This window comes from Salinibacterium sp. 10G20-15, assembly GCF_057365065.1.
On the sequence record NZ_CP195118.1, the window covers coordinates 285,964 to 308,637 of the forward strand.

Annotated in this window: 20 protein-coding genes; 10 read left to right on the forward strand and 10 right to left on the reverse strand. The window is 63.3% G+C overall.

Going from position 1 to position 22,674, the window contains the following annotated elements:
• Positions 1-52 precede the first annotated feature (52 nt).
• On the forward strand, positions 53-1,813 hold the full coding sequence (locus ACR3YK_RS01365) for a dynamin family protein (protein WP_486175466.1): 1,761 nt from the start codon (positions 53-55) through the stop codon (positions 1,811-1,813).
• Positions 1,810-3,414: a GTPase family protein gene (locus tag ACR3YK_RS01370; protein WP_486175467.1), complete on the forward strand. Its 1,605-nt coding sequence runs from the start codon at positions 1,810-1,812 to the stop codon at positions 3,412-3,414. Before ACR3YK_RS01365 ends, ACR3YK_RS01370 begins: the two co-directional genes overlap by 4 nt.
• 22 nt (positions 3,415-3,436) lie before the next feature.
• Here the strand turns inward: ACR3YK_RS01370 and ACR3YK_RS01375 are convergent, their stop codons facing one another.
• The 4 genes from ACR3YK_RS01375 to ACR3YK_RS01390 form a co-directional block, all read right to left on the reverse strand.
• A complete protein-coding gene (locus ACR3YK_RS01375) occupies positions 3,437-4,375 on the reverse strand; it encodes a type II secretion system F family protein (RefSeq protein ID WP_486175468.1) in 939 nt (312 codons plus the stop codon).
• Complete coding sequence (locus ACR3YK_RS01380; protein WP_486175469.1) at positions 4,372-5,238, reverse strand: type II secretion system F family protein; 867 nt, start codon at positions 5,236-5,238, stop codon at positions 4,372-4,374. The genes ACR3YK_RS01375 and ACR3YK_RS01380 overlap by 4 nt, the downstream gene beginning before the upstream one ends.
• The gene (locus ACR3YK_RS01385) at positions 5,235-6,467 is read right to left on the reverse strand and encodes a TadA family conjugal transfer-associated ATPase (RefSeq protein WP_486175470.1); all 1,233 of its coding nucleotides are present in this window, start codon (positions 6,465-6,467) and stop codon (positions 5,235-5,237) included. Before ACR3YK_RS01385 ends, ACR3YK_RS01380 begins: the two co-directional genes overlap by 4 nt.
• 176 nt (positions 6,468-6,643) lie before the next feature.
• Positions 6,644-6,988: a hypothetical protein gene (locus tag ACR3YK_RS01390; protein WP_486175471.1), complete on the reverse strand. Its 345-nt coding sequence runs from the start codon at positions 6,986-6,988 to the stop codon at positions 6,644-6,646.
• Positions 6,989-7,216: 228 nt separating this feature from the next.
• Here ACR3YK_RS01390 and ACR3YK_RS01395 point away from each other — a divergent pair, with 228 nt between their 5' ends.
• The gene (locus tag ACR3YK_RS01395) at positions 7,217-7,582 is read left to right on the forward strand and encodes an ArsR/SmtB family transcription factor (protein ID WP_486175472.1); all 366 of its coding nucleotides are present in this window, start codon (positions 7,217-7,219) and stop codon (positions 7,580-7,582) included.
• Positions 7,579-9,213, forward strand: coding sequence for a SulP family inorganic anion transporter (locus tag ACR3YK_RS01400; RefSeq protein WP_486175473.1), 1,635 nt, complete (start codon positions 7,579-7,581; stop codon positions 9,211-9,213). The genes ACR3YK_RS01395 and ACR3YK_RS01400 overlap by 4 nt, the downstream gene beginning before the upstream one ends.
• Before the next feature lie 44 nt (positions 9,214-9,257).
• Here ACR3YK_RS01400 and ACR3YK_RS01405 read toward each other — a convergent pair whose 3' ends face one another.
• The 5 genes from ACR3YK_RS01405 to chvE all read right to left on the reverse strand — a co-directional run bounded on the left by ACR3YK_RS01405 (position 9,258) and on the right by chvE (position 15,901).
• Complete coding sequence (locus ACR3YK_RS01405; protein ID WP_486175474.1) at positions 9,258-10,667, reverse strand: GH1 family beta-glucosidase; 1,410 nt, start codon at positions 10,665-10,667, stop codon at positions 9,258-9,260.
• Between the two features lie 66 nt (positions 10,668-10,733).
• Positions 10,734-11,936: an ROK family protein gene (locus ACR3YK_RS01410; protein WP_486175475.1), complete on the reverse strand. Its 1,203-nt coding sequence runs from the start codon at positions 11,934-11,936 to the stop codon at positions 10,734-10,736.
• Positions 11,937-11,978: 42 nt separating this feature from the next.
• Positions 11,979-13,178, reverse strand: coding sequence for a multiple monosaccharide ABC transporter permease (gene mmsB / locus ACR3YK_RS01415; RefSeq protein ID WP_100389832.1), 1,200 nt, complete (start codon positions 13,176-13,178; stop codon positions 11,979-11,981).
• A 4-nt stretch (positions 13,179-13,182) separates the two neighbouring features.
• Positions 13,183-14,712: a multiple monosaccharide ABC transporter ATP-binding protein gene (mmsA, locus tag ACR3YK_RS01420; protein WP_486175476.1), complete on the reverse strand. Its 1,530-nt coding sequence runs from the start codon at positions 14,710-14,712 to the stop codon at positions 13,183-13,185.
• Positions 14,713-14,800: 88 nt separating this feature from the next.
• Complete coding sequence (gene chvE, locus ACR3YK_RS01425; protein WP_486175477.1) at positions 14,801-15,901, reverse strand: multiple monosaccharide ABC transporter substrate-binding protein; 1,101 nt, start codon at positions 15,899-15,901, stop codon at positions 14,801-14,803.
• Between the two features lie 360 nt (positions 15,902-16,261).
• Here chvE and xylA point away from each other — a divergent pair, with 360 nt between their 5' ends.
• On the forward strand, positions 16,262-17,452 hold the full coding sequence (xylA, locus tag ACR3YK_RS01430; RefSeq protein ID WP_486175478.1) for a xylose isomerase: 1,191 nt from the start codon (positions 16,262-16,264) through the stop codon (positions 17,450-17,452).
• A complete protein-coding gene (gene xylB / locus ACR3YK_RS01435; RefSeq protein ID WP_486175479.1) occupies positions 17,453-18,856 on the forward strand; it encodes a xylulokinase in 1,404 nt (467 codons plus the stop codon). It abuts the gene before it with no gap.
• On the opposite strand, the gene ACR3YK_RS01440 is transcribed toward xylB, so the two are convergent.
• Positions 18,853-19,353: a MarR family winged helix-turn-helix transcriptional regulator gene (locus ACR3YK_RS01440; RefSeq protein WP_486175480.1), complete on the reverse strand. Its 501-nt coding sequence runs from the start codon at positions 19,351-19,353 to the stop codon at positions 18,853-18,855. The two genes, xylB and ACR3YK_RS01440, sit on opposite strands and share 4 nt — an antisense overlap.
• A gap of 94 nt (positions 19,354-19,447) precedes the next feature.
• Here ACR3YK_RS01440 and ACR3YK_RS01445 point away from each other — a divergent pair, with 94 nt between their 5' ends.
• The 4 genes from ACR3YK_RS01445 (at position 19,448) to ACR3YK_RS01460 (ending at position 22,664) form a co-directional block, all read left to right on the forward strand.
• Positions 19,448-20,344, forward strand: a complete 897-nt coding sequence (locus ACR3YK_RS01445) for an EamA family transporter (RefSeq protein WP_486175481.1) — start codon at positions 19,448-19,450, stop codon at positions 20,342-20,344.
• 203 nt (positions 20,345-20,547) lie between these two features.
• Positions 20,548-21,117, forward strand: a complete 570-nt coding sequence (locus ACR3YK_RS01450) for a GTP-binding protein (RefSeq protein WP_486175482.1) — start codon at positions 20,548-20,550, stop codon at positions 21,115-21,117.
• On the forward strand, positions 21,114-21,515 hold the full coding sequence (locus ACR3YK_RS01455) for a roadblock/LC7 domain-containing protein (RefSeq protein WP_486175483.1): 402 nt from the start codon (positions 21,114-21,116) through the stop codon (positions 21,513-21,515). The genes ACR3YK_RS01450 and ACR3YK_RS01455 overlap by 4 nt, the downstream gene beginning before the upstream one ends.
• Before the next feature lie 198 nt (positions 21,516-21,713).
• Positions 21,714-22,664 carry a DUF2510 domain-containing protein gene (locus tag ACR3YK_RS01460; protein WP_486175484.1) on the forward strand — a complete coding sequence of 317 codons (951 nt, stop codon included), beginning with the start codon at positions 21,714-21,716 and terminating at the stop codon, positions 22,662-22,664.
• The last annotated feature ends 10 nt before the right edge of the window (positions 22,665-22,674 follow it).

A 22,674-nucleotide genomic window follows, 5' to 3' on the forward strand; every position in this document is an offset into this window, starting at 1 on the left:
CTGTGCATAACAAAAGTTAGCGAACTCGCCCGGCACCCGGCATGCTTAAGCAGTGACCGACAACAGTGCGCCCGCGATCCTCTCGCTTGAGCGCCTGCGGGCGTCTCTGGCGGATGCTGGATTGACCCTCGATCTCGACGGTGTTGTAACGCAGCGCGAAGCTGCCGCAGCCGCCGTCCGCCAGATTGACGACTACATCCGCCCCCGCTTGGCTGACCTCGATGCGCCGCTGCTGGCGGTGGTGGGTGGCTCCACGGGCTCGGGTAAGTCGACAATCGTGAACGCACTTCTGGGCGTTGCGACGACTCGGGCCGGCGTCATCCGCCCCACGACGCGTCAGCCGATTCTGGTGCACGCTCCTGTGGATGCCGGATGGTTCGCGAGCGACCGCATCCTTCCCGGGCTGGCGCGCGTGCGTGGCCACATCAGCGCTCCCGGAACGCCCGCCTCGAGCGCGGGAGATGCGCCGGAAGAGTCACGCATCGGCGAACTCATGTTGCTCGAACACGAGAGTGTTCCCCGTTCGCTCGCGATCATCGACGCTCCGGATATCGACTCGGTTGCCGACGAGAACCGCGCCCTCGCCACCCAACTTCTCGCGGCTGCCGACCTGTGGTTGTTCGTCACGACCGCCAACCGTTACGCCGACGCTGTGCCGTGGCGCCTTCTCGAAAGCGCCGCCGCCCGGTCAATTACCGTCGGCATCGTGCTCAACCGAGTGCCCCCCGGCGCGCTCGATGAGGTTCTTCCTGACCTGCAGTCGATGCTGACCGACCGCGGCCTCAGCGACGCTCCCATCTTCTCCATCGAAGAACAGCGCCTCGACGAACTGGGCATGCTGCCTGCCAGCGCCGTCGAACGCCCGCGCGAATGGCTGAGCTCCATCGCGGGCGACCGCGCCGAACGGTCCCGCATCGCAGCGCGCACTCTCAGCGGCGCGATCAACGAACTCGACCGCCAAGTGGTCGTGATTGCGGATGCCCGTCAGCAGCAACTCGACTGGCTCGACGCTGCGCGCGCTGCCGCCGCTGCGCATTACGAAACCGCGCTCGAAGCCGTGGACGCCGCAACCCAGAACGGCGCCCTCATGCGCGGTGAAGTGCTCGCCCGCTGGCAAGACTTTGTGGGCACCTCCGACTTCTTCAGAAAAGTTGACTCGTGGTTCTCGGCAGCCCGCGACCGCGCTACCGCGTGGATCACCGGCAAGCCCAGCCCCGTGGTGGAAGTCGAAACCCAAATCGAAACCGGGCTGCAGACCGTGATCGTCGACCAAGCGGGGCGCGCTGCTGCGGCAGCGTGGGCCGGGCTCGAACGAAGCGCGGCCGGCAAGGCCATCGCTGAACGGCATCCGGAACTCGCCAGCGAAAGCCCGGAACTGCCTCAGGCGACGACTGCGATGATTCGCGAGTGGCAGGGGGCGCTCATGCAGCTCATTCACGACAATGCGGGAGATAAGCGCATCCGGGCTCGCATTCTGTCGCTCGGGCTGAACGTTGTGACGGTCGCGCTCATGATCGTGGTGTTCGCCTCGACCGGTGGTCTCACCGGGGGCGAAATTGCCATTGCGGGCGGTTCGGCGGTGCTCGGCCAGAAGCTGCTCGAAACGATCTTTGGTGAAGATGCCGTGCGCCGGCTCGCAAGCGAGGCCCGCGAAGACCTGCATGCGCGCGTTCGTGTTCTGTTCGATGCGGAGATCGCCCGTTTGAGTGTCGCGTTGGAGCCGCTGCGTTTCGGTGCAACTCCCGATTCGCTACGACGGGAATCGCAAGCCCTGCTCGATGATGTCGCGCGTGCGGCGGGAGACAACTCGTGAGCGCCGCCAAGCCCAGCCTCGACGAGCGGATTGCCGCGCTGCGCACCGTCACTGAGGCGGGCGCCGGTCGCATCCCATCCGAGGTACTCGACGATGCCCGCGCGCTGCTGACTCAGACGGAAGCGCGCCGTTCCCGCTCCCCCGAACACACCGTGGTTGGCGTCTTTGGCGCTACCGGATCGGGCAAGTCGAGCCTGGTCAACGCTCTTGTGGGCGACGAGGTTGCGGTCGCGCACGTTCGCCGCCCGACTACCTCGCAGGCTCTCGCTGTGACGTGGGAGGCTGCCGGCGCAAGCGAACTGCTCGACTGGCTTGAGGTTCGCGAGCGGGTCGAGCGGTCGACACCCTTTGATTCTCGCGCCAGCAAGCTCGTTCTTGTCGATCTGCCCGACGTCGATTCGGTGGAGGCCAGCAATCGTGCGGTCGCCGAACGACTTGCCGGTCATGTGGATGCTCTGATCTGGGTTGTGGATCCGCAAAAGTATGCCGACGATGTGTTGCACGCGCAGTTCATCGCGCCGCATGCCAAGCACGCCGCCGTGACTCTGGTCGTGCTCAACCAGGTCGACCTGTTGAGCGCGGATGATCGTGCCGCCGTCGTGACGTCGCTGCAAGCCATTGTGGAGCGCGACGGTCTTCCGCGCGCCCGAGTGCTGCCTGTGAGCGCTCGCACTGGTGAAGGTGTCGATGCGTTGCGTCAAGCAATTGGCGACCTTGCCGCGTCGAAGGCGGTGCGGGATGCGCGGCTCAGCGCTGACGTGCAGACCATCGCTGCGCGCATCGATGATCCGGGTTCCCCGCAGAAGGTCAGCGCGAAGAGCACCGCTCGACTGCGCGATGAGGTGGGCACGGCTGCGGGCGTTGACATTGTGGCATCCGCTGTTGCCCGCTCGTATCGCAAACGTTCCGGGCAAGCCACCGGGTGGCCGCTCGTCTCTTGGATCGGTCGTCTGCGCGCCGACCCCCTCACCCGCTTGGGCCTCGGGCCAAAGCGTCGTGGCGACGACCCCGATGTGCATCGCACGAGCATGCCGCTTTTGAGCGCCGGCGCCCAGGCTCGGATGTCGATGGCCGTTCGCACGTTCACCGACGAAGCCGGCGCGGGAGTTTCTGCCCCGTGGCGGGCTGCCGCGCGCACCACGGCCGAGCACGCTCTCGACACTCTGCCGGCCACTCTCGATCTCGCCATCGCCCGCACGCCTTTGCCCGCGAAGGGTTCGTGGTGGTGGGTGGTCGTGGGGATCGTGCAGTGGATCGCCACGATCGCCGGCTTGGGCGGAGCCCTGTGGTTGATGGGTGCAGCACTGCTGCCGACGTTCGGATTGCCGGCGTTCCCGCTCCCCGCTGTCGATGAAGGTCCACTCACCGGGTGGGCGATACCGACGTTGCTGCTGCTGGCGGCCGTGCTCGTGGGCATCGTGCTCGGTCTGTTATCGGCAGCGCTCAGCGCGCTGACCGCCGTTGGCCGCCGTCGCCGTGCACGCCGCCGACTTCTCACTGCGGTTACCGAGGTTGTGCAGCGGGATGTCGTGACCCCCGTCGCGACGGCGCTCGAGCAGGCGCGGGCGGTGTCGGCCGCTCTGCGAATTGCGCGGCGCTAGAGCGCTCCAATCGAGCGAACCGCTAGAACCCCACCTGCAGCACGAAGATGCCGGGGAAGATCGCGAACGCGATAGTGATGGGCAGGATCAGGAACACGAGCGGGAACAGCATCGCGACCTCTTTCTTGCCTGCCAGTTCAAGCAGTTCGCGCTTGGACTCTTCACGAGCATCCTGAGCTTGGGCTTGCAGCACTTCAGAGAGCGGGGTTCCCCGATCGAGCGCTCCGAGGATCTGATCGACGCAGCGGGTGAACGGCGGCAGCTCGAGTTCTCGGGCGAGCACCCCCAGCGTCTCGCCAAATGGGAGCCCCGTATTGACCGAGGAGACGACGCGAGCGAGTTCGCGGGAAAGCTCACCGCCACTGACCTGCGAGACACGGCGCACCGCATCCAAGATTCCTTCGCCTGCGGAGAGACTCAGCGCCAGAAACTCCAACACGACGGGTAGCTCGGCGGTGAGCCGACGGATGCGGGCCTTCGCTGCGCGCTGCAGCAAGTAGTCGCGCACGGTGATTCCCACCACGCCACCGACAAGGACGAGAACGGCCTGGGCGATCAGCGGCACCTGTTGTTGGTTAGCGACCGCAATATCAAAAACGACACCGAGCATGGCACCGGCCAAGACTGCCAGCAGTTGTTGTGAACGATAGGCCTCAATGGTGAGCTCGGAGCCAGCCTGCCGAAGTCGGCGCGCGATGAGGTCTCCCCCACCAACCACTGACGCGAGGGTCTCGCGCAACCAGCGCGCAGCGGGGATAAGCAACACTCCGAGCACGGGAAGCGGGCCGACTGAGCGCGGGGCAAGATGCTCCCGAGCACCCGATGAGACATCGATCACATACGGGGCAACGCGAGTAGCCAAAGTTGGGCGGCTGAGACGCGGTATGAGGCTGAGAATCGACCAGAGCCCAAGACCACCAGCAATGCCTGCGACGATCGCCAACGCGAGTGCATCACTCATGCGAACCACCTCGGCTGTTCGGGAAGGCGGCCGATGCCCGCCATGATGCGGTACGCGATAACCGAGAGAACGAGCCCAGCAACGATGAGCGCGACGCCACCCGCCGAGTTGTAGGCGAGCGCTGCTTCGGGGCGAGTTGTTAAGAGGAACAGCACGACCCACGGCGCCGCCAATCCGAGCCGGGCGGCATTCATAACCCACCCCTGCCGAGCCTCTATCTCCGAACGGATGGCTGCCTCTTGGCGCAGGTAGACGCTGAGACTGCGAAGCACGTTGGTGAGTTCACTTCCACCGACTTCACGTGACATCCGCAAGGTTTCAAGGATGCGGTCGGCGACGGGATCGGCGAGCGCGACTTTCAGTTCGTCGACCGCGATAGCGAAATTGCCCGTGGCGCGATATCGCGCAGAGAACGCGGCAAAAGCGCTCCTCGTGACGAGCGGGCCGGTGTGCGCGAGCGTCATGAGGCTGTCGGGAAGGGCAAGCCCGGAGCGTACGGCAGACACGAGCTGGTCGACGACGTCGGGCCAGACAACCTGCGTTGCTTTGCGGCGAGCGCGCGCCCGCCAGCTAATCGCGAGGGCCGGAAGAACGAGTGCAGCGGCAGCAGCACAGATGACCACAGCGATCACCGAGGTGAGGACGAACGTGATGGCGGCGACGGCGATGCTGAAAACCAGAGACACGATCACGACAATGGAGGGGCTGGTGGTAGGAAGGCCCGCCTGCACGAGCCGTTCGCGCATCCGCAACGACCACGTTGAGCGGCCACGCACGTGACGTTCGGTCTGCATCGGCCACAGGAACGGAGCGCTGATAAGGGTGACGCCCACCGCAAGGATGATGCCCAGGATCAGACTCATGCGACAGCCTTGAGTAGGTGCGACACCGGGTCGATGCCCGCTGCCTGAAACTTGGCGAGTCGCGCAGGTACGGCGCCGGTGTGGAGGAGCGTACCCTCCGACAGCCGGAAGAGAACACTGCTGTCGATAACCCCGTCGCTGACGTCACCGGTGAGCGACAGAATCTCGACCACGCGCCTCGTTCCGTTGGCGGTCAACTCGCAGTGGACGACGACATCCACAGAACTGGCAACGGTCGGCATGACAAAGCTCGAATCGATGTTGCGACCGGCGAGCAGCGGAAGGGTGCACAGTTTCACGAGCGCTTCGCGGGCGCTATTGGCGTGGATGCTCGACATTCCCGGCAGCCCAGAGTTGAGAGCAATAAGGAGGTCGAGGGATTCGGCGTCGCGCACTTCCCCGACCACGAGGCGGTCGGGGCGCATTCGGAGTGCTTCTTTGATGAGGCGGCGGAGGCTGATTTCGCCGGTGCCCTCGAGGCTGGGCTGGCGGCACTGCATACCGACGTGGTCGTGACCAGCAACGCTCAGCTCAAATGTCTCTTCGACGGTGACGACGCGCTCGGTCGGTTTGCCCGCCGCGAGCAGGGCGTTGAGCATCGTGGTCTTGCCACTCTGGGTCGCGCCCGACACCACAATGTTCTGGCCGGAGAGCACACACAATCGCAGATAATCGGCGGCGTGCTGCGGCAGGCTGCCCAGCTCGACCAGACGATCCAGATCGCGGATGCTCTGGCTGAACTTGCGCACGTTCACCGCCCAGTGGCGCCGCGTGACATCCGGAATCACGACGTGCAGTCGCGAACCGTCCGGCAGGGACGCGTCAACAAACGGGGAACTCAAATCGACGCGGCGACCCGAGGTTTGCAGCATCCGCTCGACCAGATCGCGAACCTGACCATCAGTGAGGCGGATGCCCGTGAACTCGGGCACCCCGTTGCGGGCGACGAACACGTGCTCGGGTCCGTTGATCCAGAGCTCCTCGACGGTGTCGTCATCGAAGAACGGCTGGAGCGGACCGTACCCGGTCAACGCCGCCACGACCTCGCGGGCGGCCTGGGCTTCATCCGTGAGAAGCGGAACCGAACCGCCCAGCGCACGCTCGCTATAGCGACCCACCTCGTCGCGCACATACCGCGACGCCAACTCGCTGTCGCGCGACAGATCGACTCCGTCGCGGCGGACCCTTTGGCGAACCTGGTCGGCAATGGTCGTCACAGCATTAGACATGCTCATATTGTGCGGAGTGGGCGCCCAGCGCTGCGATGGTTGTCCACAGGAATCGCTTACCGCTCCATGAATCCCGCGGCGCGCGAGACGAGTAGAGAATTCGGCCGCCTCAGCGAGCGAGCGAATTCTTGTGGGCTCAGCCGCCCCGATCAGCCACCGAGCTCAAGCGCTCAGAATCAGTTGTTCGTCGCGAACCAGAGCATGGACAGCGCCGCGCTGAGGCAGAGGGCACAGTAGAGATTCCTGCGGGCCATTTTCATACGCGCGAGTACGACGACGGCGGCAATGATCAGGGCGCTACCGATGGTGGATGTCACCCGAGCAACGTCAAGTTTCCAGTGCTGGGAGCGAATCTCCTCGGGGGATGGCAGTTCTCCAAAGAATGCGATCAGCGAGAACTCATTCCAGAGTTGGAATAAGAGTGGGAGTGCGACATTGAGCAGCGGGATGATGACCGCCCAGGCGAGGACCGCCGCGACTGTAGCGAACGTAGCGGGGGTTTGTGAGACTTCGTTGGCCATTGCCGCGTTGGTCCGCTCTCGTGACCTGTCGATTCGACTAGGGGTTCTACGAACTGAGATTGTTGTGATTCATACTCTGTTCGGGATGGTCGATTAAGTCGATCCCCCGATGTGGTTACGCCTGAATTCGCTACGCACCTCGTGGACCATAGCCACTACAACGGCTGATATGATGATTCCATCAATTCAGCAAGTAAGCAGCACAGGTCAGGGACGGGGAGCACAGCAATGGTCGTTCTCGATGAGCGCAGGCCGCTCTATGAAATCAAGGCGAACCTCTTCAAGGGGCTCGCGCATCCGTACCGCATCCGGGTGCTCGAGATTTTGTCGGCCGCTAATGAAGCATCCGTCGCCGACATGCTCGCCGAAACCGGGCTCGAAGCGTCCCACCTCTCCCAACATCTCTCGGTGCTGCGCCGCTATGGACTCGTCCTCTCCGAACGCCGCGCTAGCGTCGTCTACTACCGCCTCGCACTCCCCCAGATCGCCGAACTACTGCGGGTAGCCCGCGTGCTGCTCGGCGAGATTCTTACCGACGCCGACAGCCAGCGTGAGCTCGTGAACAGCCTTCCCGCGATTCCGGATGCTCGATGAAACGCTCCTGGCGCACCCTGCTCCCCAGCCTGAGTGACTACCGCGAACTGCGCACGAGCTGGCGCGGAGACCTGCTCGCCGGCGTCACCGTCGGCATCGTCGCCCTCCCCCTCGCGCTCGCCTTTGGCGTGAGCTCCGGAGTCGGCGCTGAAGCCGGGCTCATCACCGCCATCGTTGCAGGGCTCGTCGCAGCCGTGTTCGGCGGCTCTAACATCCAAGTCTCCGGCCCCACCGGTGCCATGGTCGTCGTGCTCGCCCCCATCGTCGTCAGCCAAGGCGTTGAAGCCGTCGCGATTGTCACCCTGCTCGCCGGCATCATCGTCGCGATCGCGGGCGTGCTGAGACTTGGCCGCACCGTCAGCTACATCCCGTGGCCCGTGATCGAAGGCTTCACCGTCGGCATCGGCATCATCATCTTTCTGCAACAAGTGCCGTCAGCGCTCGGCACCGAGGGCACCGAACACCCCACCAACGCTGTGCTCGCCGCCGGCGCCTTCATCGGTGCTGCCGAGTGGCCCGCCGCACTGCTCCCCCTCGGCGTTGCCGCCGCCGTGATCGCGATCATGTTGCTGCTTACCTGCATCAGCGGCCGCCTGCCCGCCTCGTTCATCGCGATCGTCGTTGTCACGATTGCCGCTCAAGCCCTCAACTTGCCGCTGGCGACCATCGGCGAACTCCCCGCTTCCTTGCACGCGCCGGCCGTACCCTCGTTCGAGTTCGACCTCGCCACACTCATCGGGCCCGCCTTCGCCGTCGCCGCCCTCGCCGCGATCGAATCGTTGCTCTCCGCCCGCGTCGCCGCCAGCATGTCTGACACCGGGCCCTACAACGCCGACCGCGAACTCGTCGGCCAGGGGCTCGCTTCCATCGCCTCCAGCTTCTTTGGCGGGATGCCGGCCACCGGTGCCATCGCCCGCACCGCCGTGAACGTGCGCTCCGGGGCCCGCACTCGCGCCTCCGCCATCGTGCACGCCCTCGCACTGCTCATCGTCGTTTACCTCGCCGCGCAAGTTGTCGCCGTGATCCCGCTCGCCGCTCTCTCAGGAGTGCTCATGGCGACCGCCGCCCGCATGGTTTCACCCACCCTGATCAAGACCATGCTGCGCACTGGCAAGGCCGAAGCCGCCGTGTTCGTGATCACGGGCATTATCACCGTGAGCTTCGACCTCATCATCGCCGTCGGCATCGGCATCGCTGTCGCCGCCTTCTTCGCTCTCCGCGCCCTCAGCAAAGCCAGCGGCGTGCACCGCGAAGAACTCCCCGGCTCCCCCGAGCCCGGTGACGAACGCATCGCACTCTTCCGCATCGACGGGTCCCTGTTCTTCGGAGCAGCCGAACGTCTCATCGACCGCATCAACGAGCATCAGGGCATCGAAGTCGTGATCGTGCGACTGTCGCAACTGCACCTGATCGACGCGACTGGGGCACACACCCTCACCGAACTCATCACCGCCCTCGAACGCCGCGGCGTGACGGTGATCATCAAGGGCATCCGCCCCGAACACCGGGATGTGCTGCAGCGGCTCGGCGTGATCCGCTCGCTGCGGCATCCGAACCACCTGTTCGAAGAACTCGAGCCCGCAATCGAACATGCCCGCTCGCACATCAGGCGCGCGGAGCTGGCGCGCTAACTCAGACTCTCGCTAGGCCGCTAAGCCGCTAGCCAGTTCGCGCGCTAGCTCAGCGCCGGCGTCGCCTTGTTCTTAGCGACCTCAGAAACCCACAACCCGCTGTCTTTCACGATGCGATCTTGAGTGTCGTAGTCGACCCGTACGATTCCGAAGCGCTTCGAGTAGCCGTAGCCCCACTCGAAGTTGTCGAGCAGCGACCACACGAGATACCCCTGCAGGTTCACCCCGCGCTGCATCGCTCGGTGCGCGGCCGTGAAATGCCGGTTGAGATAGTCGACCCGGTCGGCATCGTGCACCCGACCATCCGTTACCTCGTCGTCAAACGCGGCACCGTTCTCGGTGATCATCAACGGCAGGTCAGGGAATCGCTCGCTCAGATCAACCAGCAGATCCTCAAGACCGTCGGGCGCGATGTTCCAGTTCATGGCCGTGTACGGGCCCGCCTGCGGCAAGAACTCGACATTACGGCTGCCCGGCCACGCGGAACCGCCCATGTCTTTGTGACCGTCGTTCATCGCCCGCTCGCTCACGCCATCCCACATCTTCACCGTGACCGTGGAGTAGTAGTTGACGCCCAAGAAATCAAGGGGCTGATGGATGGTCGCCAAATCGCCCGCGTGAACGAACGACCAGTCGGTCACCTCGCTCGTGTCGGCAATGAAGTCATCGTCGTAGCGACCGAGCAGCATCGGGCTCGTGAAGGCGCGGTTCGCGAGCGCATCGATGCGACGCTTGGCCTCGGCATCCTCACCGCGAATCACGTGAAAGTTGAGGGTCGCCGACACCTGGGGCGAATTCGTCGCGGCGGCACGGATGCGGGGCACGGCCATTCCGTGGGCCAGATTGAGGTGGTGCACCGCGGCCAGCGCGTCAGCATCACTCGTGCGACCGGGCGCGTGCGAGGCCGAACCGTAGCCCAAGTAGGCCGAGCACCAGGGCTCGTTGAGAGTCGTCCACGTGTGCACGCGATCGCCCAGAGCAGTGGCGGCGAGCTCGGCATATTCAGCGAACCACATGGCAGTATCGCGCTCAGGCCAGCCACCCTCATCCTCCAGTTCTTGCGGCAGATCCCAGTGATACAGAGTGGCGATGGGGCGGATGCCGCGGGCTAGCAGCCCATCGACGAGCCGCGAGTAAAACGAGACTCCCTCCGGGTTGATCGGACCCTGTCCGCCCGGCTGAAACCGTGGCCACGAGATGGAGAAACGGTAGGCGTCGAGACCCAGCTCGGCCATGAGATCGAGGTCGGACTCTAAGCGGTAATAGTGGTCGTCGGCAACATCGCCGGTGTCGCCGTTCCAGGTCTTGCCCGGAGTGTGGCTGAAGGTATCCCAGATGGATTCAGTGCGACCGCCATCACGCGCAGCGCCCTCCACTTGATACGCCGCCGTCGCGGAGCCGACGATGAAGTTCGGCGGAAAAACGAGACCAGAATCGCGGTAATCGGAGTTCATCTTGCAACCCTAAGACCGGGAGCTTCGATTTGGCCGAAACTATCCCGAGGTTACGTCAAGAAAGAACTAGAGCGCCGCGGGGTCTTCGAGGAGCGCAGCGAAAGCGAGCTCGGCCGCGCCGATCATGAGCAGGTCTGCACCGAGTTGAGCCGGCACAATCTGCACGCCCTCGAACGATGCTTCGAGCGACTGGCTGCGCACCCGCTCAATCAAAAACTCGGGATCAAACGCGAAGATGGATGCCAAGAAACCGCCGAGCACAATCACTTCAGGATTCAATACATTCACTGCGTTGCGCAGCGACGTGCCGAGCGACAGCAGCTGTCGGTGCACGAGCGCGCTCACCGCCGGATCCGTGGATTCGCGCAGTGCAGCATCCAGAGTTTCGGAATCAACGTTGGTGAGGCCAAGAGCCTGCAGCAGGTCGGCGCGGTTCACTTCGGTCTCGAGGCTGCCCTCTTCGCGCGTGCCTTTCTCGGCAGCACCGTTCTCGACGCGAACGTGACCGAACTCTCCCGCATAGCCGGCACGCCCGGTGAGGGGCCGCCCGCCGCTGATGATGCCGCCACCGATACCGCTGGCACCACCATTGAGGTAGATGAGGTCATCGATGTCGCGGCCGGCGCCGTAAATGTGCTCACCGAGCGCACCCACACTCGCGTCGTTGGCCGTAGAGACGGGGTAACCGGTTGCTTCAGCAAGCAGTTCGCTCACGGGTTCATCGCGCCAGTGAAGGTGAGGTGCCCAGCGCACGAGGCCGTCTTCGACGCGCACCAGACCAGGAGCAGCAACGCCGATCCCCACGATGCGCCCCGTCGTTTCGTACTCGCCCCGCAAGCTTTCGATGATCACGCTGGAGATCTTGACGAACTGCGAAACAGTCGGCGGCTCCTCCGTCTCATAGCGGATGCGCTTCAAGAGCGAACCGTCGAGCCCTACGACCCCGACGGTGATGGCGTCGATCTCGGGGTTGACCGCAATGGCCACCGTGCGAGCATCCGCGTTCACCATCGGCGACGGGCGACCGACCTGCCGAGTGGGATCTGGCTCACTTTCGTACGCCAAACCCAACTCGGTAAGTTCGGCCACGAGCGCCGCAATAGTCGAGCGGTTGAGCCCCGTCTGCGAGGTCAACTGTGAGCGGCGCTGAGCCCCACGATGAAGCAGGGTCAGCACGCGCGACAGATTGTGCCGCCGAGTGCGATCGCCGCGCCCTCCCGTGCCGGTCGGCGACGGCAGCGACGACGAGGGCGGGGTGTTCTGGTTCACGGGCGGTTCCACTCGGTTGGCAATAAAACGTTGATGCTAAGACTAGCGACGTCCGGCGCGACGCTTGCTCATGACATCAAATGCCACGGCAAGAAGCAGCACGAGTCCCTTGATCGTTTGCTGCCAGGCGGCATCCACCGACAGGATCGACAGCCCCATGTTGAGCACCCCCATAATGAGCGCACCGATCACCGCGCCGATGACGGTACCGACACCACCGGTGACCGCCGCGCCACCAATGAACACGGCAGCAATGGCATCCAGCTCGAAGCTCTGACCGGCGGATGCCACGGCACCACCAGCACGCGCCGTCGTGACCACCCCGGCGAGACCCGCCAGCACGCCCATGTTCACGAAGACGAAGAAGTTGATCCACGAGGTCTTCACACCACTCATCTGCGCGGCGAAGAGGTTGCCACCGATCGCATAAACGTGACGACCGAAGACGGTCTGGTTCAGCACGAACGTGAAGAGCAGAATCAATACGGCCAAGATAATCAGGATGATCGGGGTTCCGCGGTAGGCGGAGAGCTGGAACGTGAGCGCCAAGATCACAATCGCCGCAACACCGTTCTTGATCCAGAACGACGCACTGCGTTCCACCGGAAGGTCGAGCTTGCGCTGCTTGGCGCGAGTACGGATCTGCTGAGTGATCAGCATCGCCACCGCTAGAACTCCCAAGACGATGGTGAGGATGTCGCGGCTGCCGCGACCTTCACCAATCGTGCCGAACAGCTCGGGCAGCCACCCGCCACCGATCGCGTTGAACTCACCGGGAAGAGCGTTGATCGTGCCGCCCGTGAGGAACACGAGCGTGAGACCGCGGAACAACAGCATGCCCGCAAGCGTGACGATGAAGGCCGGGATGCCGACGAAGGCCACCCAGAACCCCTGCCATGCTCCGACCGCTGCGCCGAGCAGAATCGAGATGATGACGGCGGCCCACCAGGGCAGCCCCCACTGGCTCATCGATATTGCGGCCACCGCGCCCACCATGGCCACGACAGAACCCACCGAGAGGTCGATGTGTCCCGCGATAATCACGATGACCATGCCCACGGCGAGAATCAGCACATAGGCGTTCTGCTGGATGAGGTTGTTGAGGTTTCCGGGCAGCAGGAGCCGACCATCCGTCAACACTTGGAACAGGATAACGATGACGGCGAGCGCAGCGAGGATGCCGTACTGACGCAGGTCAACCTGCATCTTGGGCAGTTTACGAGTGGGGGTTGTGGTGCTCATCGGGTTAGTCCTTTCCCGCGGTCATCAAGTGCATGAGTCGTTCTTGGGTAGCGTCGGCGCGATCGACCTCGCCGGTGATGGTGCCTTCGGAGATCGCATAGATGCGGTCGCAGAGTCCGAGAAGCTCCGGTAGTTCTGAGGAGATCACGACGACCGCTTTACCCTGGCGGGCGAGGTCGTTGATGATTCCGTAGATTTCGTATTTGGCACCGACATCGATGCCGCGGGTCGGTTCGTCGAGAATCAGGATGTCGGGGCCTGAGAACATCCACTTGCTCAAGACAACCTTTTGCTGGTTGCCGCCCGAGAGGTTGCCCGAGAGCACCGATACGTTCGGAGTTTTGATGTTCATTTGGCCGCGGTAGCCCTCGGCGACTTTGTTCTCCGCGAAACGATCGACGATGCCGAAGCGCGAAAGCTTCGAGAGCGCTGCCGCTGAGATATTGACGGCGATGCTACCGATCAGGTTGAGGCCGAAATGCTTGCGGTCTTCGGTGGCGTAGGCGATGCCGTGGCCGATCGCCTCGCTGACAGTCTTGACCGAGATTTCTTTGCCCGCTTTGAAGGCGGTGCCGCTGATGTGGCTGCCATAGGAGCGACCGAAGATGCTCATCGCGAGCTCGGTGCGCCCTGCGCCCATGAGCCCGGCGAACCCGACGATCTCGCCTGCCCGCACTGAGAACGACGCGTTCTCGACAACCTTGCGGGTCGTGTCGACCGGATGATGCACCGTCCAGTTCTCTACCCGGAACAGTTCATCGCCAATCTCGGGCGTGTGCGGCGGGAACATGCTGTCGAGGTCGCGACCGACCATCGCGCGAATGATGCGCGCTTCGGTGGCATCCTCTTCCTTCATTTCGAAGGTTTCGATGGTTTGGCCATCGCGAATGATGGTGACGGTATCCGCAATACGGCGAATCTCTTTGAGCTTGTGCGAAATGATGATGCACGTGATGCCCTGACCGCGAAGACTGTTGATGAGGTCGAGCAAGTGTGCCGAGTCTTCATCATTGAGGGCCGCGGTGGGCTCATCCAGAATCAACAACTTCACTTGCTTAGAGAGAGCCTTGGCGATCTCTACAAGCTGTTGCTTGCCGACACCGAGTTCAAGCACGGGCGTGCTGGGTAGCTCGTCGAGACCGACGCGCGCGAGCAACATGGTTGCTTCGCGATTGGTCTTGGGCCAGTCGACAACACCGCGCGTGGCGATCTCGTTGCCGAGGAAGATGTTCTCTGCAATAGAGAGGTAGGGGCTCAACGCGAGCTCCTGGTGAATGATGACGATACCGTCGGCCTCAGAATCATTGATCGACCGGTACGCGGTCTCGTGATTCTCAAAGGTGATGCTGCCGCCGTAGCTGCCGACGGGATAGACCCCGCTCAGCACCTTCATGAGGGTTGATTTGCCGGCGCCGTTTTCGCCGCAAATGGCGTGCACGTGTCCGCGCTCGACCTCGAGGCTTACGCCATCGAGGGCACGAACACCGCCGCTGAAGTCTTTTGTGATCTGGTTCATGCTGAGGATGGCAGTCATGAGTGTGCTCCGCTCGCAGTGACTTTCGGGGGACGGCTACTGTGCCGTCCCCCGATCGTCGAATCGTATTACTGGGATCTAGCCGGGGCTAGAGTCCTACGTCTGAGGCCTTCAGGAATTCGGAGTCGATGAGCTTCGACTGCACGTCATCCTTCACAACAACCTCGGGCGCGATGAGGAACGCGGGAACAACCTTTTCACCGTTGTCGTACGTCTCGGTGTCGTTGATCTCCGGCTCCTCGCCGTTCATGATCGCCTCGATGAAGCCGAAGACGACGTTGCCCAACTCGCGGGTGTCCTTCCAGACCGTCATCGACTGTTCTCCAGCGAGGATGTTGACGACGCTAGCCTTGTCGGCATCCTGACCGGTCAAGAGAGGCCAGTCGGTGCCCGCGGTGTAACCGGCGCTGCGAAGCGAAGCGGCAATCCCCTGAGCGAGGCTGTCGTTGGGAGAAAGAACGACGTCGATCTTCTCGCCACCGGTGTAGAACGAACCCAAGCGGTTGTCGAGTTCGGACTGAGCCGAGTCAGACTTCCAACCGAGAATTCCGATGCTTGCCCAGTCATCGTTGCTCGCCGGAGCCTTGCCCGAGGGAACAACCAGCTGGCCGCTCTCTACATATGGAAGCAAGACATCCCAGGCGCCAGAGAAGAAGAACTTGGCGTTGTTATCGTCGGGGCTGCCGGCGAACGGTTCAAGGTTGAACGGGCCTGCACCGTCAGCGAGTCCGAGCTGTTCTTCGATGAACTCGCCCTGAAGCTGGCCGACCTTGTAGTTGTCGAACGTCGCGTAGTAGTCGACATCGGGAGTCCCGTTGATCAGACGGTCGTAGGCGATGACCGTGATGTCCTGTGCTTTCGCGTCGGCAAGCACGGGAGCAAGGAGCTCGCCGTCGATCGCCGCGATGACGAGAATGTCGACGCCGGAAGCGATCTGGTTCTGAATCTGGCTGATCTGAGTATCGGCCTTGTCATCCGCGTACTGCAGGTCGGCCGAGTAACCGGCGTCTTCGAGCTGAGCCTTGAGGCCTTCGCCATCGTTGATCCAACGTTCAAGGCTGCGGGTAGGCATCGAGATACCGACGCTACCGAGGTTGTCTCCTCCGCCTGCTGCTCCGCTGCTGCAGGCGGCGAGCCCTAGGGCCATTACGGTCGCTGCTGCGGCCGCAATTATCTTCTTCATTGACATCGTGTTGTCCCTTTCACATGTGATTGCCGGGCACCAAACCGGCCACACGGGGGGTTTGACCGGCCGAGGCGTGGCTGCGGTCCTCACGAGAGACGAAGAGCACGGGCCGGAACACCAGCGCCGTGGAGCGCTACTTCGTTGTATCGCGAGGGGCAGCGTAAGTGCCCCGTTTTGTTGATAGAGCGAACTTATATTGGTTTATACGTTGAATGCAACAACTTTCGCAAACTTTCGCCGAATTGATGCAGGATGCCCGGAATTATGTAGGTTTCGATTCACTATCGGAGATTGACGCGGCAGCGTTACCCACGTATGTTGCTTTCAATAACTTATTGCCAATGCTGTCAACGGAGAGCCTCAATGCCTACACAACCCACCCCCGCCGACAAGTTCTCCTTCGGGCTCTGGACTATCGGCTACAACGGAGCCGACCCCTTCGGTGGCCCCACTCGCGCCCCCCTCGATGTCGTTCACGGCGTAGAAAAGCTCGCCGAGCTGGGCGCGTACGGTCTCACCTTTCACGACGATGACCTCTTCGCCTTTGGATCCACGGATGCCGAACGCCAGAAGCAGATCGACCGCCTCAAGCAAGTGCTCAGCGACACCGGGCTCATCGTGCCGATGGTCACCACCAACCTCTTCAGTGCGCCCGTCTTCAAAGACGGCGGCTTCACCTCCAACGACCGCGGTGTTCGCCGCTTCGCTATGCGCAAAGCAATGCGTCAGCTCGAACTCGGCGTAGAGCTCGGCGCCAAGACCTTCGTCATGTGGGGCGGCCGCGAGGGCGCAGAGTATGACTCCGCGAAAGACGTGCGTTCCGCCCTGGAGCGCTACCGCGAAGCTCTCAACCTGTTTGGTGACTATGTCACTGAGAAGGGCTACGACATCCGCTTCGCTATTGAGCCCAAGCCCAACGAGCCCCGCGGCGATATCTTGCTGCCCACCGTTGGACACGCCATTGCGTTCATCGAGACCCTCGAACGCCCTGAACTGTTCGGCGTGAACCCCGAAGTTGGCCACGAGCAAATGGCTGGCTTGAACTTCACCTCGGGCATCGCTCAAGCGCTGTACCAAGACAAGCTGTTCCACATTGACCTCAACGGCCAGCGCGGAATCAAGTACGACCAGGACCTCGTCTTCGGTCACGGCGACCTGCACAACGCGTTCTCACTCGTCGACCTGCTCGAAAATGGTGGCCCCGACGGCGGCCAGAGCTACACGGGCCCGCGTCACTTCGACTACAAGCCGAGCCGCACCGAAGACGAGACCGGCGTGTGGGATTCCGCTGCCGCCAACATGCGCACCTACCTGCTGCTCAAGGAGCGCGCGGCAGCCTTCCGCGCCGACCCCGAGGTGCACGAAGCCCTCGAAGCAGCGCGCGTCTTCGAGCTGGCCGAGAACACTCTCGGCGAGAATGAAAGCTATGACGACCTGCTGGCAGACCGCGCTTCGTACGAAGACTTCGACTACGAGGCCTACTTCAACGGCAAGGGCTTCGGCTTCGTTCGCCTGCAGCAGCTCGCAACCGAGCACCTCATGGGCGCCCGCTAAATGACCCTCGTCGCGGGGATCGACTCCTCAACCCAGTCCTGCAAGATCGTGATCGTGGATGCCGCGACTGGTGCGCTCGTGCGTACCGGCCGCGCCTCCCATCCGGCCGGCACCGAGGTTGATCCGAACGCTTGGTGGGTGGCCCTCAACGAGGCCATCACCGCGGCGGGCGGATTGGATGACGTCTCCGCGATCTCGGTCGGTGGCCAACAACATGGCATGGTCGTGTTGGATGCCGCCGGCCGGGTCATCCGCCCAGCCCTGCTGTGGAACGACACGCGCTCCGCTGCCGCGGCCGACGCCCTCAGCGCCGAGCTTCCCGACCTCGCCGAGCGCACCGGCTCGAAGCCGGTTGCCTCGTTTACGTCGACGAAGCTGCGCTGGTTGCGCGACGCCGAACCCGAGAACGCCGCCCTTGTTGCCGCCGTGTGCCTGCCGCACGACTGGCTGACGTGGCGTTTGCGCGGCTTCGGCCCCGAGAATCCTGAACTGACGGAGCTGGTCACCGACCGTTCCGATGCGAGCGGCACCGGCTACTTCAACTCGGTCACCAACGAGTACGATCTCGAAGTTCTCGGTGCAGCCCTGGGCCGTGACGCCTCGGCGATCACCCTCCCCCGCATTGTTGCGCCCGGCGAATCTGCGGGAGCCGTCGCCGACTCGCTCGCGGCACCGACGGTCATATCGGTGGCGTGTGGCGCTGGTGATAACGCCGGAGCAGCACTGGGTCTCGGAGCCCGCGCTGGCGACGTCGTGGTGTCGATCGGCACGAGCGGCACCGTTTTCGCTGTCGCAACCACGCAGATCCCCGACTCCACGGGCACCGTGGCCGGCTTTGCGGACGCCAGCGGCAACTTTCTCCCGCTCGTCGCCACCATGAACGCCGCGCGCGTGCTCGACAGCACTGCCGCTCTCCTCGACGTGGACCACAACGGACTTGGCGCCCTCGCGCTCGAGTCCGAACCCGGCGCCCACGGCCTCGTTCTTCAGCCCTACTTCGAAGGCGAACGAACCCCCAACCTGCCGGATACCACAGCAACCCTGTTCGGCATGACGCTGGCCTCCACGACCCGGCCGTCACTCGCGCGCGCCGCCATCGAGGGACTGCTATGCGGTCTCGCGGATGGCCTCGACGCTCTCGTGCACCAGGGAGTCACCGCCGAACGCATCCTCCTCATCGGTGGAGCGGCTCAGAATCCGGCCGTCTCAACGATCGCGTCGCAGGTCTTCGCCGTGCCGGTTGTGGTCCCCGAGCCCGGAGAGTACGTCGCCCTCGGTGCCGCAGCTCAGGCGGCGTGGGTGCTCGACGGCACGCGCCCCGACTGGACAATCGCCACGGTTGCGGAGCCCGCATCCGACCACCGTCCCGTCATTCGCGAACAGTACGCGCGCTACGCCGTCTAGCCAGCGTCGCGCTCGTGCGCACTCAGCAACCCGCTGAGTAGAATCGCGAGTTGGTCGCGCTCATCGCTACCGAGCGACTCCAGTAGCCGTTCTTCGTTCTCGACGTGGGCGGCGAGCGCGCCTTCAATTACCTCGGCACCGTGAGACGTGAGAGCAACGCGAACAGTGCGCCGGTTCTCCGGGTCAGTTTCGCGCGAGATGAGCCCCTTGGTCACGAGGCGGTCGAGCCGGTTGGTGATCGCGCCCGAGGTGACCATCGCGCTGTCGGTGAGCGCGCCAGCGGTGAGCCCGCGTGGTCCAGCATCCGTTCGGAGCAGAGTGGCGAGGATGTCGAACTCCCCCGGCTGCAAACCGTGCGCTTCGAAGACATCGCTTTGCGCCCGCTCGAGCAGCCGCGTGAGGCGCGAGAGCCGGCCGAGCACGCCCATGGCGCTCACGTCGAGCTCGGGGCGCACGGTGGCCCACTGGGCGAGGATGCGGTCGACACTGTCTGTCATGGCTTCTCGATCTTTCAACGTTGAACTATTTGACGCTTCCAGCATAACCCTCTAGATTCTTTAACGTTAAACTATTGAACATTGAGGACTTCACATGCACTTGCGCGACACCCTCATCACCGCGATCGCACCCATCGCGTGGGGCACGACCTACGTCGTCACGACCGAGCTACTGCCCGACGGGCATCCGTTGTTCGCCTCCCTCGTGCGCGCCCTCCCCGCCGGCCTGACCGCCCTCGCCGTCACGCGACAACTCCCCCAGGGTGCGTGGTGGGGGAAGTCACTCGTGCTTGGCGTGCTCAACATCGGAGCATTCTTCCCCCTGCTCTTTATCGCCGCCTATCGACTGCCGGGAGGGGTTGCCGCCACTCTCGGCGCCGCCCAACCCCTCATCGTTGCGGTGCTGATCGTCGTCATCCTGCGCCAGAGCGCCCCGTGGCGGCTCGTCGCATGGGGCCTCGTCGGAGCCCTCGGCGTGGCCCTCGTCGTGCTGCGAGCGAGTGCCCAGCTCGACACCATCGGACTCATCGCCGGACTCGGCGGCACCGCATCCATGGCTCTCGGCGTAATCCTCTCCAAGCACTGGGGCAAGCCGCCGGCAGTTTCTGCGCTCAGTTACGCAGGCTGGCTGCTCACCGCGGGCGGGCTCTTTTTGCTGCCGATCACCCTGCTCGCCGAAGGCTTTCCCGGCGGCATCACAAGCTCCGCGATTGCCGGCTACGCCTGGCTCGGAATCGCCGGCGGGATCGTTGCGTACACGCTCTGGTTCCGCGGCATACGCATCGTGCCGATCGCGTCGCTCGCCGTACTCGGCCTGCTCTCACCACTCACCGCCGCGCTGCTCGGCGCTGCGCTTCTCGGTGAACGTTTCAGCCCCCTTCAACTGCTCGGTTTTGCCCTCGCGCTCACCGCCATTGTCGGGGCACAAATCTCGCCCCGAAAGCCGCTTGCGGCACCCGCCGGCGAACGCCGCGTCGGTCGAGCACAGTGAGTAATTGGTCTCGCGCAACGCTCAAAACCCGCGAAAACTCGCCACGTCTTGGGGGGACAGACAGAACGTTCTGGTCAGCATTTATGCGGACTATTTCGAACGACACCCAAACGGGGGTCTACTACCCCGCTTTGGGGGCTTGCATGCTTCAATGAGCAAGAACCGTAGAGAACCGTCTCATGAGCCCCTGGGGGGAGGATCAGATGTCAGAGCACGTCATACTATTCGCTGGACCGATGGGTGCCGGAAAGACAACTGCCATCCGCGCCCTCAGCGAGATCGAAGTCGTGAGCACTGAGGCTGCCAATAGTGATCAAGCGGCCGCTGCGAAAGCCACCACCACTGTCGCGCTCGACTACGGCGAGATCAGCGTCAACGAAGCCGAGAAGGTTCGCTTGTACGGCGTTCCCGGCCAAAAGCGGTTCGACTTCATGTGGACGATCCTTGCTGAACGCGCCGAGGGCGTCATCCTGTTAGTGAACGCGGATGCCGAGAATCCCGTCGAGACCGCTCTCGAATACGTCAAAGAGTTCTTCGCCCTGTATGAACGGGGCGGAATCGTGATCGGGCTTACTCGCGCCGACCTCGTACCCCATTCACTCATTGAGGACTATGCGAACGCGCTAGCCGATGAAATGCCCGACGTCATGATTCCCGTCTTCACCGTGGATGCTCGCTCCAACGCCGACATGACCGTATTGCTCATGACTCTCGTTGCCAACGTTGAACTCAAACAGGCTGTCGCTCCGGCGTTATCGAGGAGGGCACGATGAGTGTCATCACCCACCTCAACCCGAAGTACATCTCCCGGGGCGAGCTAGCCCTTGGGGGGCTCCGCTCGCTCGCCCCGTCGCTGAGCTATGCATCCCTCCTTACGGAGGATGGGTTTAGCGTCGTCACTGTTGCGGGCAAAGATTTTGATAGCAGTCGTTTCGCGAGCATGGCCAGCTCAACTCAGGCCCTCGCCGATGCTGTCGCACGAGAATTACGACTCGGAGACAACGAGTTTGTGATCGTCGCGGCCGAACAGGGCCACGTCGTTCAGGTGCGAGTCACCGATCACCCGCTGGTGCTCGCAGCCCTGTTCACCGACAAAGCAACCATCGGCATATCGTTGACCGCCGCACGACGCACCGCGCGAAGGCTCAATACTCTGCTAATGGCGAAGTAGACCAAACCCGACACCCGCCCCACCCGAATAACCAGAGCATCACTACCCGAATAACCCGCAGCAGGACCAGGAACTACGAACAGGTGTGATCACCGTCTAACCCGCAGATCACTTCCTGAATCGAGGATTTTTACCCGAAGAAGCTTGACCGCGATGCACCCTCGGCATTGCACCAGAATTCACGCAGGAGGCGTGAAGATGACTACTTACTCAACAAATATCCCCGCCGGCTGGTACCCCGACCCGCTTGGCCTCCCTCAGCTTCGCTGGTGGGACAACCACACGTGGACCGATGAGATCTCTGGAGCACGCGCGCCGCTCGTGCACCAGCTCGTCGATGTCGAGTTCGCCGACCCCACCGAGGTCGAGCACGAGGAGCAACCCCAGCACGACGCCGCAAGCGCGTCGGCTTCTCGTGAAACGACTCCCGAGCCCAATCTCGCCAGCACGTTGCGTGAACTTGAGGCGCCGCTTGCGGAGACCGCCGTTGATTCCGCGAGCGCCGGAGACCCCACCGTGGGCTACCGCGACAGCGATGACGACTCTGGCCTCACGGCCATCAGCTCGGAGTGGGCCCCGGTTGCTGAAGCCATCAAGATGGCCGCGAGCAGCGCTCAACCGACGGTGCTTGCCATCACCTCGCCCAGCTTTCCGATGCTCGTCATCGACGTTTCGGAGCGTGCGTACTGGTGGAAAGCAGAGCTGGCCGACTTTCCGATGTTCCCCACCGACATCAGCATCCGCACCCACGTTCGCGAAGAAGTCATCATGCCCACCGGCGCAGGCTTCGACCTGAACCCGTTGCTGTGGATGATCGGCACGACCGGTTACGCTCAGGCCGCAGCCCCGTGGCTCGCCGATGACGCGCGTTACCGCCTGCGCCGCTGGCCCAACATGACGAGTCTTCCGCACGATGCAGACCAGCTGCGGATGACCTCTATCCTCAGCCACGCGCCGTTGTCAGCGAAAGAACTCTCCGCCATCGCTGAAACCGAACAGTCGGCAGCGAATTCACTGCTCGCAGCTTTAAGCCTCATGAACATCCTGCGGGTACTTCCCGGCGCCACGAACGACGAAATGGGCGCTCCCGCGCCCACACCCGCCCCGCGTGGTTTCTTCGCTCGCTTGCGCGGTCGCCGCGCCAAGTAGTTCAGCACTG

Coding starts and splice junctions, on each gene's coding strand:
- ACR3YK_RS01395 (WP_486175472.1), top strand. CDS start 7,217: ATGGTCGTTCTCGATGAGCGCAGGCCGCTCTATGAAATCAAGGCGAAC.
- ACR3YK_RS01445 (WP_486175481.1), top strand. CDS start 19,448: ATGCACTTGCGCGACACCCTCATCACCGCGATCGCACCCATCGCGTGG.
- ACR3YK_RS01400 (WP_486175473.1), top strand. CDS start 7,579: ATGAAACGCTCCTGGCGCACCCTGCTCCCCAGCCTGAGTGACTACCGC.
- ACR3YK_RS01390 (WP_486175471.1), bottom strand. CDS start 6,988: ATGGCCAACGAAGTCTCACAAACCCCCGCTACGTTCGCTACAGTCGCG.
- xylB (WP_486175479.1), top strand. CDS start 17,453: ATGACCCTCGTCGCGGGGATCGACTCCTCAACCCAGTCCTGCAAGATC.
- ACR3YK_RS01405 (WP_486175474.1), bottom strand. CDS start 10,667: ATGAACTCCGATTACCGCGATTCTGGTCTCGTTTTTCCGCCGAACTTC.
- chvE (WP_486175477.1), bottom strand. CDS start 15,901: ATGTCAATGAAGAAGATAATTGCGGCCGCAGCAGCGACCGTAATGGCC.
- ACR3YK_RS01455 (WP_486175483.1), top strand. CDS start 21,114: ATGAGTGTCATCACCCACCTCAACCCGAAGTACATCTCCCGGGGCGAG.
- ACR3YK_RS01385 (WP_486175470.1), bottom strand. CDS start 6,467: ATGTCTAATGCTGTGACGACCATTGCCGACCAGGTTCGCCAAAGGGTC.
- ACR3YK_RS01450 (WP_486175482.1), top strand. CDS start 20,548: ATGTCAGAGCACGTCATACTATTCGCTGGACCGATGGGTGCCGGAAAG.
- ACR3YK_RS01440 (WP_486175480.1), bottom strand. CDS start 19,353: ATGACAGACAGTGTCGACCGCATCCTCGCCCAGTGGGCCACCGTGCGC.
- ACR3YK_RS01375 (WP_486175468.1), bottom strand. CDS start 4,375: ATGAGTGATGCACTCGCGTTGGCGATCGTCGCAGGCATTGCTGGTGGT.
- mmsA (WP_486175476.1), bottom strand. CDS start 14,712: ATGACTGCCATCCTCAGCATGAACCAGATCACAAAAGACTTCAGCGGC.
- ACR3YK_RS01460 (WP_486175484.1), top strand. CDS start 21,714: ATGACTACTTACTCAACAAATATCCCCGCCGGCTGGTACCCCGACCCG.
- mmsB (WP_100389832.1), bottom strand. CDS start 13,178: ATGAGCACCACAACCCCCACTCGTAAACTGCCCAAGATGCAGGTTGAC.
- xylA (WP_486175478.1), top strand. CDS start 16,262: ATGCCTACACAACCCACCCCCGCCGACAAGTTCTCCTTCGGGCTCTGG.
- ACR3YK_RS01380 (WP_486175469.1), bottom strand. CDS start 5,238: ATGAGTCTGATCCTGGGCATCATCCTTGCGGTGGGCGTCACCCTTATC.